General features: G+C 42.0%; 18 protein-coding genes. 15 read left to right on the top strand and 3 right to left on the bottom strand.

Going from position 1 to position 12857, the window contains the following annotated elements; genetic code table 11:
• Nucleotides 1-107 precede the first annotated feature (107 nt).
• From gcvH to BUC10_RS09785, 3 genes are read left to right on the top strand one after another with little or no spacing between them, the layout of a single operon-like run.
• Nucleotides 108-488 (top strand): glycine cleavage system protein GcvH, encoded by a 381-nt coding sequence (gene gcvH, locus BUC10_RS09795; protein ID WP_073179012.1) that lies wholly within the window; start codon nucleotides 108-110, stop codon nucleotides 486-488.
• On the top strand, nucleotides 481-882 hold the full coding sequence (locus BUC10_RS09790) for a VanZ family protein (RefSeq protein ID WP_073179010.1): 402 nt from the start codon (nucleotides 481-483) through the stop codon (nucleotides 880-882). The genes gcvH and BUC10_RS09790 overlap by 8 nt, the downstream gene beginning before the upstream one ends.
• A 52-nt stretch (nucleotides 883-934) precedes the next feature.
• Nucleotides 935-1639, top strand: coding sequence for an energy transducer TonB (locus BUC10_RS09785; RefSeq protein WP_073179008.1), 705 nt, complete (start codon nucleotides 935-937; stop codon nucleotides 1637-1639).
• Between the two features lie 86 nt (nucleotides 1640-1725).
• Here the strand turns inward: BUC10_RS09785 and BUC10_RS09780 are convergent, their stop codons facing one another.
• Nucleotides 1726-2097 carry a SnoaL-like domain-containing protein gene (locus tag BUC10_RS09780; RefSeq protein ID WP_073179006.1) on the bottom strand — a complete coding sequence of 124 codons (372 nt, stop codon included), beginning with the start codon at nucleotides 2095-2097 and terminating at the stop codon, nucleotides 1726-1728.
• A gap of 235 nt (nucleotides 2098-2332) precedes the next feature.
• Here BUC10_RS09780 and BUC10_RS09775 point away from each other — a divergent pair, with 235 nt between their 5' ends.
• Nucleotides 2333-2917, top strand: a complete 585-nt coding sequence (locus BUC10_RS09775) for a hypothetical protein (RefSeq protein ID WP_073179004.1) — start codon at nucleotides 2333-2335, stop codon at nucleotides 2915-2917.
• Nucleotides 2918-2935: 18 nt separating this feature from the next.
• Here the strand turns inward: BUC10_RS09775 and BUC10_RS09770 are convergent, their stop codons facing one another.
• Nucleotides 2936-3355, bottom strand: coding sequence for a hypothetical protein (locus BUC10_RS09770; protein WP_073179002.1), 420 nt, complete (start codon nucleotides 3353-3355; stop codon nucleotides 2936-2938).
• A 124-nt stretch (nucleotides 3356-3479) separates the two neighbouring features.
• On the opposite strand from BUC10_RS09770, the gene BUC10_RS09765 reads away from it, so the two are divergent.
• Nucleotides 3480-3719 carry a helix-turn-helix domain-containing protein gene (locus tag BUC10_RS09765; protein ID WP_073179000.1) on the top strand — a complete coding sequence of 80 codons (240 nt, stop codon included), beginning with the start codon at nucleotides 3480-3482 and terminating at the stop codon, nucleotides 3717-3719.
• Nucleotides 3720-3949: 230 nt separating this feature from the next.
• On the opposite strand, the gene BUC10_RS09760 is transcribed toward BUC10_RS09765, so the two are convergent.
• Complete coding sequence (locus BUC10_RS09760) at nucleotides 3950-4837, bottom strand: MBL fold metallo-hydrolase (protein WP_073178997.1); 888 nt, start codon at nucleotides 4835-4837, stop codon at nucleotides 3950-3952.
• A 125-nt stretch (nucleotides 4838-4962) separates the two neighbouring features.
• Here BUC10_RS09760 and cyoE point away from each other — a divergent pair, with 125 nt between their 5' ends.
• The 10 genes from cyoE to BUC10_RS09710 all read left to right on the top strand — a co-directional run bounded on the left by cyoE (nucleotide 4963) and on the right by BUC10_RS09710 (nucleotide 12826).
• The gene (gene cyoE, locus BUC10_RS09755) at nucleotides 4963-5865 is read left to right on the top strand and encodes a heme o synthase (protein ID WP_073178995.1); all 903 of its coding nucleotides are present in this window, start codon (nucleotides 4963-4965) and stop codon (nucleotides 5863-5865) included.
• Between the two features lie 4 nt (nucleotides 5866-5869).
• Nucleotides 5870-6451 (top strand): cytochrome c oxidase subunit 3, encoded by a 582-nt coding sequence (locus tag BUC10_RS09750; protein WP_073178993.1) that lies wholly within the window; start codon nucleotides 5870-5872, stop codon nucleotides 6449-6451.
• A gap of 92 nt (nucleotides 6452-6543) precedes the next feature.
• A complete protein-coding gene (locus tag BUC10_RS09745) occupies nucleotides 6544-7518 on the top strand; it encodes a cytochrome c oxidase subunit 3 (protein ID WP_073178990.1) in 975 nt (324 codons plus the stop codon).
• Nucleotides 7519-7564: 46 nt separating this feature from the next.
• Nucleotides 7565-7948: a cytochrome C oxidase subunit IV family protein gene (locus BUC10_RS09740; protein ID WP_073178988.1), complete on the top strand. Its 384-nt coding sequence runs from the start codon at nucleotides 7565-7567 to the stop codon at nucleotides 7946-7948.
• 78 nt (nucleotides 7949-8026) lie between these two features.
• Nucleotides 8027-8662 (top strand): hypothetical protein, encoded by a 636-nt coding sequence (locus BUC10_RS09735; protein ID WP_073178986.1) that lies wholly within the window; start codon nucleotides 8027-8029, stop codon nucleotides 8660-8662.
• Nucleotides 8640-9386, top strand: a complete 747-nt coding sequence (locus BUC10_RS09730; RefSeq protein WP_073178983.1) for an SCO family protein — start codon at nucleotides 8640-8642, stop codon at nucleotides 9384-9386. The genes BUC10_RS09735 and BUC10_RS09730 overlap by 23 nt, the downstream gene beginning before the upstream one ends.
• The gene (locus tag BUC10_RS09725; RefSeq protein WP_073178980.1) at nucleotides 9383-9919 is read left to right on the top strand and encodes a DUF420 domain-containing protein; all 537 of its coding nucleotides are present in this window, start codon (nucleotides 9383-9385) and stop codon (nucleotides 9917-9919) included. The genes BUC10_RS09730 and BUC10_RS09725 overlap by 4 nt, the downstream gene beginning before the upstream one ends.
• Nucleotides 9920-10043: 124 nt before the next feature.
• Nucleotides 10044-10184 (top strand): hypothetical protein, encoded by a 141-nt coding sequence (locus tag BUC10_RS17840; RefSeq protein WP_165614882.1) that lies wholly within the window; start codon nucleotides 10044-10046, stop codon nucleotides 10182-10184.
• A 114-nt stretch (nucleotides 10185-10298) separates the two neighbouring features.
• Entirely contained in the window at nucleotides 10299-11543 is a 1245-nt protein-coding gene (locus tag BUC10_RS09715) for an ABC transporter permease (protein ID WP_073178979.1), read from the top strand.
• Nucleotides 11544-11566: 23 nt separating this feature from the next.
• Complete coding sequence (locus BUC10_RS09710; RefSeq protein WP_073178978.1) at nucleotides 11567-12826, top strand: ABC transporter permease; 1260 nt, start codon at nucleotides 11567-11569, stop codon at nucleotides 12824-12826.
• Nucleotides 12827-12857: the final 31 nt, after the last annotated feature.

Genomic DNA, 12857 nt, shown 5'->3' with positions numbered 1-12857 from the left:
GTAGTGTAATCCTAAATTTTGGACCTAAGTTTTTTTGTTGCAAAGTTTACTTGAAAAGCTATGGGTGATCCGTTACATTTGTTACCTGACTAAAACAAATTTGGACCATGAACATACCATCAGAATTAAAGTACACCAAGGATCACGAATGGATCAAGATTGACGGGGACATTGCCACCGTTGGAATTACCGATTTTGCCCAGGGCGAGCTGGGTGATATTGTTTATGTTGAAGTTGAAACCGTGGATGAAACCTTGGAAAAAGAGGAGGTTTTTGGTACTGTGGAAGCCGTGAAGACCGTTTCCGACCTGTTTTTGCCATTAAGTGGGGAAATCGTTGAGTTCAATGAGGCCTTGGAAGATGAACCAGAAAAGGTAAACACTGATCCCTATGGTGACGGCTGGATGATCAAGATTAAGATCAGTGACGCCTCGGAAGTTGATGGATTGATGAGCGACGCCGATTACAAAGCATTGATTGGTGCTTAAAAAAAATAGATACACCTTATTATTCATAAGCTGGGTTTTGTTTTTAACAACGCTCAGCTTATTTTCTTTTTCGGATTTGGATACCGGTACATTTCAAATTCCTTATGCTGACAAGATCACACATTTCGGTTTTTACTTCATTTTTGTCGTGTTGGCAGCTCTGGTGTTTCGTGAAAGGACACAAGGCAATATGCCATTAAAAAAAGTCTTGGTGTGGGCACCCCTTGCCGCAATTTTTTATGGTATACTTATTGAGGGATTACAACATACGGTCACCGAGGACCGGATGGCCGAATGGGGTGATGTTTTGGCCAATACCATTGGGGCATTTGCAGGAGTTATCCTAATTAAATGGTATTTTTCCAAAGAAAGGCCGTTAAAATGGAAATTTTAATTGTTTATTTCATCAATTAATAATTAAATTAGCAAACACTAAAATCAGAACGATGGAACTAAAAAAGAATCCAAAAGCAGATGTAGGAAAAAACAGTTCGCTCTATTTTGTGATAGGGTTGGCCGCTGTTTTGGGGTTGGTTTATGGAGCCATGGAGTGGAAAAAATATGATAAATCCAATGATTATGATATCTCAATGAACGTTGAGGATCAGTTGGACGAAGAGGTGCCAATGACCGAACAGATCAAGACACCACCGCCTCCACCGCCACCAGCTGCACCGGAAGTTATCGAGGTTGTTGAAGATGAAGAGGAAGTTGAAGAAACCGTAATTGAGTCCACGGAAACCAGCCAGGAAGAAGAGGTAATGGAAGTTGAAGAGGTTGAGGTTGAGGAAGTGGAAGAAGATATTTCGGTTCCATTTGCCGTAATTGAAGACGTACCGGTTTTCCCTGGTTGTGAGGGATCCAGCAATAAAAAGCAATGTTTCCAGGATATGATGCAGAAGCACATCCGTAAAAACTTCCGTTATCCTGAGATTGCCCAGGAAATGGGTGTTCAAGGTAGGGTGAACGTAATCTTCGTTATCCAGAAGGATGGAAGTATCGGAAACATCAGAATGCGTGGACCGGACAAGAACTTGGAGAAAGAAGCTTTGCGAATCATCCAGAGGCTTCCAAAAATGACTCCTGGTAAGCAAAGGGGTAGAGCTGTAAAGGTACCTTTCAGTATTCCAATTACCTTTAAGCTACAGTAAAATACGATTTACGATTCCTGTCGAGGCAGGAATGAAAAAGCCCTGATGGAAACGTCAGGGCTTTTTTTGTGCTTCAAAGAAGAGTACTATGCGTGATAGTAGCGCTCGTTGCTGATTTTTCCGTCTTTCCATTGTGTTCGGACAACCTGTTCAAATCTGTGGTCCGTGCCATCATCAGTGGTGAACTCCATAACGGCCTCGTAAAAAGTAGTATCCCCCTTTACCGCAGGACCGCTGGTTACTTTGTAACCATGGAATGCGGTAACCGTATCCAACAATTTCTTTTCTTCGGCCAAACAAAATTCTTTGCCGACCTTGGCGGGATTGTTTCCCTCAAAAAGTTGGACATCATCGGCTAGGTAGTTTTCCATGGCCTCAATGAATTTGCCTTCGGCCAATAATGCGGTAACCTCATTTGCTTTTGCCAGTAATTCTTGTTCTTGTATTGTAGTTTCCATAATAGAAATTTTAAGATGTTAATGAATCGAAACAAAAGTAGCGTTGTGCGGTGCCTTCTTGTTTGTTCATCTTTCCCGATGACTGTTATGGATTTCCCTAACACACCAGAATGCTGGTTTTTTGTTTACTTTGGATGACCATAAGAGAAACCTGCACTGAGCTTGACAAAGTAATCTTGCGGTAGCGGAGGACTATGTGGTAGCTGGTCAATCAGTATCTTAGAAACAAATAATTATGAGTTACTATAAATATCTAGGGGCACTGAACGGACGTATTTTTTTAATATCGGATTCAAATTCATTAAGACTATGGGGTGGTTGTCATTCAAATACGGAATATGGTTCTGATTATGATAGTTTACAAGGAAGTTTAAGTTTTAGCAATGATAAATTGGATTTGCATCCTAAGGATGAGAATTTGATTTACCACATTTATTTTAGTCCGTCGGGAAGGGTTGAATTATTTGAATCAAAAACAGGTTTCGTTCTTTGTGAGGGGCTTTATTATAATGAATCAATTAATTTCTCAGAGCTAGAATTCCAACCTACGAAGAATTTAGATATTTTGATTAATAACCATGAAGGTGGTTTGTATGTATATGACGCAACATTTCAGGGTAAAGAAATACTGGAGGAAAATAAAGGGTCGAAGGGGGTTTTCACCGTTAACCAAAATAGTTTTAACTCTTACTGCAACTTAAAGCTTACCAAGGGAAAATACATTGCGAGGTCGGTGCAAAGCAATATTGAGATTGAGAATGAACAGATTGTGCTAAATGGAATTGAATTGGTATTAGATAATAAGATTGAAAAATGGTGAATTTCAATTTCTAACCCTTCATGTCTTTGAAAAGTGTTTATTGTAGCGATACTGATGCTGTACTTTTAACCCCAATTCCTCACTCGGAGAATCAATAGTAAACTCCAACACCAAAGAATGACTTATAATATGCAAGCCCCCTTGGCCCAAAGGCCTGGGGAGTTTTTGCATTTGGGTGGTTTGGCCAGACAGAGCTTCCTGTGCGTTGAATGTAAACATAAAAGGGAACACTAGATTGTCGACCACATCCATTTTTAGGAGCGTTGGATCACTGGACTTTTGGAGGATAAGTTCCGCTTCTTCCCGTACCACATTGTTCACGTATTTTCCATGGTTGAACAGGGTAATTTCCAAGGTTTCAAAGGTGAGTTCTAGGGTGGAGTGGGAGTTGCTTTCCCAAAAGTTTTGGATTTCCTCCAAAATAGAAATAGGAGCCATAGCCAATGGTATTGGTTAACAGGGCTATGCAGAAATTCAATTTACAATGAACAATGTAAGCAATTAAAATCAATTAACACATACATGTGGTGAATAAACTTGTGGTCATAATGCAAATTGGCCTATGAGAAGAAAGTACACGAAAGAAGATTATGAATTTCTAAGGAAACTGGGGCATCGTATCAGGGAACTTCGCGAACAAACCGATTTGTCCCAAGCAGCTTTGGAAATCGATTCTAAAATGTCTAAAAACCAAATTGGACGTATAGAAAGAGGTGAAATCAGTACCTCTGTGGCCAACTTAAACTTAATGGCCAAAGCCTTACAAGTGGATATTCAAAGTTTCTTTGATTTCGAGGAATAATCTTTTAAAGCTCAAGTTCAAGTTCAAAACGCAAGCTCAAGCTCAATGGTCTTGGTTCTTGACTCTGATGTCTGACATCTGAACTTTCGCCCTTTACCCAGTATTAAGCTCAAGTTCAAGTTCAAAATGCAAGTTCAATGGTCTTGGTTCTTGAATCTTGGGTAATCAGTGTTCAGAAGTCAGAGACTAGCTGTATGTAAACTGAAGTCTGATATCTGATGTCCGGTTATTCACTTTTCCGTCAGACTACGATAAACCGCCTCCCGCATTCGTTCCCCATTAATGTAACCGTTGCCATGTGTAGCATCATATTTAGCCAATAGGGTAGTGTTACCTTTTACAGCTTCCAGACTTTTCCCGGCATCAATTTCTTTTTGAACAAGGGACCGAACCTCTTTCAACATGGCAACAAAGCCCTGCAGTTCTTTTTTATTGGACGGTCGCCCGTGCCCCGGGATAATTTTGGTTTGCTCATCAATTACCATCAACGCATTTTTACTGGCTTCAATATAACCGTCAATACTGCCGCCACTGTTGATGTCGATATATGGATAGCGACCGGCAAAATAGGTATCGCCCATATGCAACACATTTTCAGTCATAAAATACACCTGGGTATCCCCATCCGTATGGGCATTGTGCACATGCATCAAAAGAATGGTCTCGTCGCCTTCGTAGAAAGTCATTCCTTCGGAGTGGGTAATCTCCGGCAGACTCTTTTCATAATCGGTTTGACTCATTTTTTGCTCCGAAACTCTTTTTTGACCCCGTTCCTGGAGTCGTGTCCGCACCCTATCCTGGGCCACTATGGTGGTTTCGCTCGAATTAAAATTGGCATTTCCGCCCGTATGGTCGCCATGCATATGGGTGTTCACCAAATAGGAAATGGGCTTGTCCGTAAGCGTGGTAATGGTGGTTTTGATCTTGTTGCTCAGCGGAGCAAATTGGTCATCCACCATATACACCTTATCCGCCCCAACATAAACACCGATATTGCCCCCACGGCCGGTGAGCATATAGACTTTTGAACTTAAGGTATCTATGGTTATAGTGACATCTTCCATCTGGGCTTGGGCCAAAACGGGGAATAAGAGAAGCGCGGCTAAAATTTTTTCCATGATGATGGTTTTAAGCGTTGTTACCTAAACTTGGACGTTTCGTCCTTTCAAAAATAACACAAAGACCGTCAATAGGTTGGAAAAGATGAAGGTCGGCGTTATCTTTGCCGCCAATAAAAATGTGGATGAAATCTGCCGTAGGTTCTGTTAAAACAACATCCTTATCCTTAATTTTTACCGATTTTAAGGAAATCACCAAGGCCAAACTGGCCGTGAGTGTGGTGTTCTCATCCATTGCTGGCTATTTTCTGGGTGCTTACCAGATAGATTTGGTCTCCGTATTGCTCCTCGCCTTTGGAGGTTACTGCATGGTGGGGGCATCCAACGCCTACAACCAGGTTATAGAAAAAGATTTGGACGCTTTGATGAAGCGTACCCGTAACAGGCCTATTCCTTCGGGACGCATGTCTGTAAAAACGGCTATGGCCATTGCCATTGTCATGACCATCCTTGGAGTGGTGGCCCTATACATTTTGAGTCCAAAAACGGCCATGTTCGGGGCTATATCCATCTTTTTGTACACTAGTGCCTATACCCCTTTGAAGACCAAAACACCACTTTCTGTGTTTGTGGGGGCATTTCCCGGCGCCATTCCATTTATGTTGGGATGGGTGGCGGCCACCAACGATTTTGGCATAGAGCCCGGCACACTGTTCATGATCCAGTTTTTTTGGCAGTTCCCACATTTCTGGGCTCTAGGTTGGATGCTGGACGAGGATTACAAGCGCGGCGGATTTAAAATGTTGCCGACCGGAAAGAAGGATACGGGTACCGCACTTCAAATTATTTTATACACCATTTGGATGATCGTCATTTCCATTATGCCCGCCTTTGGGTTTACAGGAAGATTACATTTGTCCATTCCCGCAGCAGCAATTGTGTTGTTGGCAGGCTTGGTAATGCTCATTTTTGCATTCAAATTATACGAGAAAAGGGATAATGTGGCCGCAAGGAGATTGATGCTGGCCAGTGTTACCTACATTTCATTGATACAGATTGTTTACGTAATAGATAAGTTTATTGGTTAGGAATATGGATTTGACCGAAGTGGATATTGAAGTAAAGAACAGGCGCGCCAAGAAGATGATGCTTTGGTTCGGAATTGTGAGCCTGATCATGGGGTTTGCCGGATGGACAAGTGCCTATATTGTAAGTTCCAAACGGGAAGATTGGATCAGTGATTTGGATTTGCCCCAGGCTTTTTTGGTGAGTACAGCCATCATAATCATAAGCAGTTTCACTTACTTTTTTGCGAAACAGTCGGTGGCCAGAAACGAACAGAAGAGGGCGACCATGCTATTGCTGCTGACCTTGGCTTTGGGGATTACCTTTATTGTGGTGCAGTTTGTTGGCTTTTCGCAAATGTTGGACAACGGCTACTATTTTACGGGCCCCACCAGCAACATAAAAATGTCCTATGTGTTTTTGATCGCGGCGGTGCATATTGTCCACGTAGTGGCGGGGCTTATTTCCTTGCTCACGGTATTGGTACAGCAGCTCAGGGGCAAATATCTGCCCGGAAATATGTTGGGTATGGAATTGGGTGCCACATTCTGGCATTTCTTGGATATTTTATGGGTATACCTCATACTTTTTATGTATTTGGTGAAATAAATTTTTATTGAAGTAGTTTTCATTGCACTTTGTCTTTTTCAATACGGCAAAAGATGTATTTTTGCTAAAGTTTTATTAAAACGACCTTTTATATGGATACAACGGTGACTACCGGTACTGAAGAAAGCGTTTGGGGAGGCGGAAATCGCCCGCTGAATGCCAGTTATGGAAAAATGATGATGTGGTTTTTTATCGTCTCGGATGCCTTGACCTTCTCTGGATTCTTGGTTTCCTACGGTTTTTCCAGGTTTAAGTTTATTGAGACTTGGCCCATTGCCGATGAGGTGTTCACCCACGTTCCTTTCTTCCACGGGAATTTCCCCATGTACTACGTGGCCTTTATGACATTTATTCTGATCATGTCTTCCGTAACCATGGTATTGGCTGTGGATGCAGGTCATAAAATGATGCAAAAGAAGGTTATCCTATATATGTTCCTTACCATTATTGGAGGTGCCATTTTCGTGGGCTCGCAGGCTTGGGAATGGGCTACTTTTATTAAAGGCGATTATGGAGCCATAGAAACAAAAGGTGGTAGGATCCTTCAATTCGTAAATGCCGAAACCGGTAAGCGGGCTGCCCTGGCCGATTTTGCCAAGACTTTACCTGAGGATAGGGTAAAGCACGTGAAGAGCGAAGGGGTTTGGTATATGGACGAAGGCTATAAAACGTCCTTCTCCCTAAATGAAGTGGTAGAAGGTTTTAAAACCTCTCCAAATATCCTGATTCGTACCGAAACGATCAACGAGGAAGGTGAGAAAACCGTTTTGGATAGAAGTGCCTCCTTGGCCAAATTAAAGGATGCGGCCCTTGTGGTTGAAGGTGCTAACCTTATCCGAAACGAATATGGAAGCCGTTTGTTCGCGGACTTCTTCTTTTTCATCACAGGATTTCACGGGTTTCACGTATTCTCCGGGGTTGTGATCAATGTGATCATCTTTTTCAATATCATTTTGGGAACCTATGAGCGTAGGGGACATTATGAAATGGTAGAAAAGGTTGGACTGTATTGGCACTTTGTGGATTTGGTCTGGGTATTCGTATTTACATTCTTCTACTTGGTATAAATTTTTATGGTATTCCCAGAGAGGGAATCTTACAAAACAATAAAGCATGGCACACGAACATAAACTTGAAATTTTTAGGGGACTTGTAAAGTTTAAGTCCAACATCCAAAAAATTTGGGGCGTACTAATTTTCCTTACCATAGTCACGGCTGTGGAGGTGGCCTTGGGTATTACCAAGCCAGAGTTCTTAACAAAGACCTATTTTATTGGGATGAAACTCCTCAACTGGATTTTCATCATCCTTACCTTGGTGAAAGCCTATTATATTGCTTGGGATTTTATGCACTTGCGTGATGAAAGAAGTTCATTGCGAAGGGCCATCGTTTGGACACCCATATTCTTGATTTGCTATTTGATTTTCATCCTACTTTTTGAAGCGGACTATATTTATACCGTGTTCAAGGAAGGTTTTCTAGCTTGGAATTTCTAGCAAATTGACAAGTATTAACAATTTTAAAAGGCGGTTTCTTGACCGTCTTTTTTTATTTTTGCACTCAGCAAAGTTCACATGAAAAAGGCCTCTGTTTTACTCATTCTTTTTGTCTTTCCCTTAGTGGCCTATCTGTTCTTTGCTTCAGGGGTGAACAACTTTGGGAGACTTCCCATCCTAACGGAAAATATTTCTGATATAGCCCATTTTGAAGGTGGTGCCACCTTTAATGACCAGATTACCATTCTGGGGTTCTTAGGAACCAATATTGATCTTAAACAGGGAAATGCCTTTAACCTAAATCAGAAGATTTATAAACGCTTCGGGAAGTTCAAGGATTTTCAGATCGTTATGCTGGTGCCAAAAGGAGAGGAGAAAAAAGTAGAGGATCTCAAAAAGGAACTGGGTAAGCTATCCGAAATTAAGAAATGGAATTTTGCCTTTGGGACCACGGATGAGATCACCTCCATTTTCAACCAACTGAAGAGCAACATAAAACTGGATTCGGACTTGGGAACCAGTTATGTCTTCATCATCGACAAGGATCGAAACCTCCGTGGCAGAAATGATGATGAGGACGAAGGGACCAAATACGGCTTTAATACCACCTCAGTGGCCGAACTCAACAACAAAATGGAAGACGATGTCAAGATTATTTTGGCAGAATATCGTCTCGCCTTAAAGAAAAACAATGCCGACAGGAGCAACAAGTAAAAAGAAGTACACCTACGTATGGGTGTCCGCAGTGGTTTTGGTTTTTGGAATTTTCGCGATACACGAAATTTCAAAAAAGCTCAAAGAGGGTTCCATGGTGGAAACCGATAGAATGAGTGTTGCCAACATCCAAAAAAAGCTGGGGTTTGTGGTCAGCAATGGAAAGAAGAGAAGAGTGCCAAGCTTTTCCTTTCTAAATCAGGATAGCATTCTTGTTAGCGAAAAGGATTATTTGGGAAAGGTGTATTTGGTGGAGTTCTTTTTTACCACCTGTCCTACCATCTGCCCAATTATGACCAAGAATTTGGTGGAACTCCAAAACACCTTTGAAGAATATCCAGATTTTGGGGTGGCTTCCTTTACCATAAATCCGCGGTACGATACCCCGTCCATACTAAAAAAGTATGCCGAAGGCTATGGCGTGAACGATAAAGATTGGAACTTTTTAACCGGGGATAGGGATGCTATATATAAACTGGCCCAGGAAGGGTTTTATATTGTAGCGAACGAAGTAGAGGATGCTCCTGGCGGGTTTGAACATTCCGGGATGTTTGCCCTGGTGGATAAGGAAGGCTATATCCGTTCAAGAGATGATGAAAATGGTAACCCGCTGATCTACTATCGGGGAACGATAACTGAAAAACAAGGAGTGAACAAGGAGGGAGAACCTCAACAGATCACCATGCTGAAAGAGGATATTAAAAAATTACTGCTGGAAGAATGAGCGAACAAGTTGCATTAAGGGAAAAACGTTTTAATAGATGGATAGCGGTGGTATCGGTTGTAATACCCTTAGTGGTTGCTTTGCTGTTCGGATATAAGATTCCAGATGCGGAGCCATTGTCATTTTTGCCGCCAATCTATGCTGGAATAAATGGGATTACTGCAATTTTGTTGGTTTGGGCGGTGGTATCCATAAAAAATGGAAAACGGGAATTGCACCAAAAGCTGATGACAACATGTATTGTGCTTTCAGCCTTGTTCTTGGTGATGTATGTGGCCTATCACATGACTTCGGAAAGCACCAAATTTGGAGGTGATGGTTTTGTGCAGTATATCTACTTCTTTATTTTAATAACCCATATTGCCCTGTCCATTTTGGTAATACCCTTGGTTTTGATTACCTATTCCAAAGCTTATTTAGGTGACTATGCAAAGCATAGAAAATGGGCCAAGTTTACCTTTCCCATCTGGTTATATGTTGCGGTAACTGGAGTAGTTGTATACCTTATGATTTCACCTTATTATGTACACTAAAGGCTTAAAATCCGGTTTTTCTTTTCGCAGGTGCATCCCGATAAAATCATCAATACGGAGTGGCATTTTTGTATGGGTAGCTTTACTTTTTCTCTTCCCACAATTTATGGAAGCGCAGTGTGCTATGTGTCGTGCTGTAGTGGAAAGTGAGGCTAGTGGAAATACTGCCGAAGGAATTAATAATGGAATCGTTTACCTAATGGCAATCCCATATATTTTGGTGGCAGGACTGTTCTTTTTTGTGTACAAGAAGCTTCGTGGCTAAGGTTTCTTAAAAATTTTAACATTTTTTTTCTGGTTTGGGTGTAACATAATATTTTAGTTACTGTCTTATTAACATACGCTTGCGTATTTCATCAATCATCAAACACCAACCAGCATGTTCGACATTGAAAGGTGGCAAGAAATATTTGACACCATACGGAAGAACAAACTCCGTACGTTTTTGACCGGGCTCTCCGTGGCCTCGGGCATATTTATCCTTGTTATTTTATTGGGTTTTGGCCAAGGTATGCGCAATGGCATTGAGCATGAATTTAAACAAGATGCCACCACAAGTGTATGGGCATGGCCCGAAACCACTTCCAAAGCCTATAAAGGATTGAATCCAGGCCGAAGAATACAGTTTAAGAACGAGGACTATGAAACGGCCGGAAGAATGTTCAAGGAAGACATTGAATATGAATCCCCAAGGGTATTCGTAAATAATGTAACGATTAACTATGGAAATGAGGCATTGGTTTACGGCATCCAAGGGATTTCATCTGAGTTCCAGTTTATTGAGGGCGTATCGACCATAGAGGGACGTTTTGTGAATTATAAGGATGAGATTTCACTGGGAAAGGTGGCCGTTATCGGTAAGAAAATCAAACAAGACGTATTTAAGGAAGTGGAAACTCCTATAGGGGAGGCCATAGAGATCTCAGGTATTCGCTTCACCATAATTGGAGTGTTCAACGAACAAAACGAACGGGAAGAAGAACGTATTTATATCCCCATTACTACGGCGCAACGTGTCTTCAATGGAAATGACAAGTTGAACACATTGACCTATACATTGCCACCAGTAGAAAATTTTGACCAGGCTGTGGCGCAAGCAGTTACTTTCAAGGAAAACCTTCGAAAATACTTAAAGGAAGAGCATGTGGTTGCTCCGGAAGATGATTCGGGAGTTCGGGTTTGGAGTGCTATGGAAGAGGCCAAGCGTTACTATGGAATTACCAACAACATGAAAATATTTTTCTGGTTTGTGGGCGTGTGTACCATTATAGCAGGAGTGGTTGGGGTAAGCAATATTATGCTCATTGTGGTCAAGGAGCGTACCCGCGAGATTGGGATACGAAAAGCCTTGGGGGCCAAACCTTGGTCCATCGTAGGGATGATTCTGCATGAGTCCGTTTTTGTGACCGCAATTTCAGGGTTTTCCGGTTTGATTTTTAGTATGTTGTTGTTGGAAATCGTTGGCCCCCATGTGCAGATTGATTATGTGGTTAATCCTTCGGTAAACTTTAATGTGGCCTTTACCACCGTAATGGTTTTGGTAGTGGCCGGTGCAATAGCAGGACTCGTTCCCGCATTAAGGGCCGCAAGGGTACAGGTAATAGAATCCTTGAGAGATGAATAACCAATCATTAAACGAGAATAACTATGTTCAACAGGGATAGATGGCGGGAAATTTTAGAGGTCCTCACCAGCAATATTGGCCGGACCATCTTGACCGCTTTCGGGGTGTGTTGGGGTATTTTTATCCTAATCGTCCTCTTGGCGGCGGGAAAGGGCTTTGAAAATGGTATTCGCGCAGACTTTGGCGATATTGCCACCAATACCATGTTCATGTGGACCCGCAGAACTACTAAACCCTATGAGGGACTTCCGAAGGATAGGGTTTTTGAATTCAAGGTAAGTGACGTTCAAGCGATTTGGGACAATGTGCCCAACCTGAAATTTATATCCCCCAGAAACCAATTGGGAGGATTTAGGGGCGGAGGGAATGTAATCCGTGGTATCCGGGTTGGAGCCTATAATGTATATGGGGATTATCCAGAGATCATCAATCAAGACCCCATGACAGTCACCTCTGGTCGTTTTATCAACCACAATGATATCAAGGCCAAACGAAAAGTAGCGGTCATTGGCCAAGGGGTAAAATCAGAACTTTATGAAAAGGGTGAGGAGGTTTTAGGTACCTACATCAAGATTCAAGGAGTCAATTTTATGGTCATCGGAACGTATAAGAAGAAGAATAATGATGGTGATGGAGAGGAAGCGCAGAAGGAGATTTTCGTCCCTTTCACCTCGTTTTCACAGGCGTTTAATCGAGGGGAAGATGTGGGTTGGATGGCCATAACAGCACATGACGGAAGTTCCATTTCCCAACTTAAGGAAGATATTATTGGGGTCATGAAGAATCGCCACAAGATACACCCTGAGGACAATAGGGCCATAGGGTATTTTGATTTGTATGAGCAGTTCAACCGGGTGGAGAGTCTGTTCGTGGGACTCAAGGCAATCGCCTATCTAGTGGGAATTATGGTCTTGCTTTCGGGAATCATTGGGGTAAGCAATATTATGCTTATTGTGGTTAAGGAACGAACCAAGGAAATTGGGATTCGGAGAGCACTGGGCGAACAACCTTGGTCCATTAAAAAACAAATACTCATGGAGTCCATTTTCTTGACCATCATTTCCGGAATGACAGGAATTATTTTTGGCACCTTGGTCATTTATGGTATCAATTCCCTATTGGATAGTGTGGGGCCAGTCGACATGTTCATCAGCCCAAGTGTTAGTGTTGGTGTGGTCAGCGGGGCACTGATGATTTTAATGGTATCGGGATTATTGGCCGGGTTTATTCCAGCCAATAGCGCCATCCGGGTGAGACCCATAGAAGCCTTGAGAACCGAATAAAATATATCAATCAAATAACTATAATAATCAA

Source organism: Flagellimonas flava (genome assembly GCF_900129665.1).
Lineage (GTDB): Bacteria > Bacteroidota > Bacteroidia > Flavobacteriales > Flavobacteriaceae > Flagellimonas > Flagellimonas flava.
Note: the sequence above shows the minus strand (reverse complement) of the source record. Positions and strands in the feature narration are given on the sequence as shown.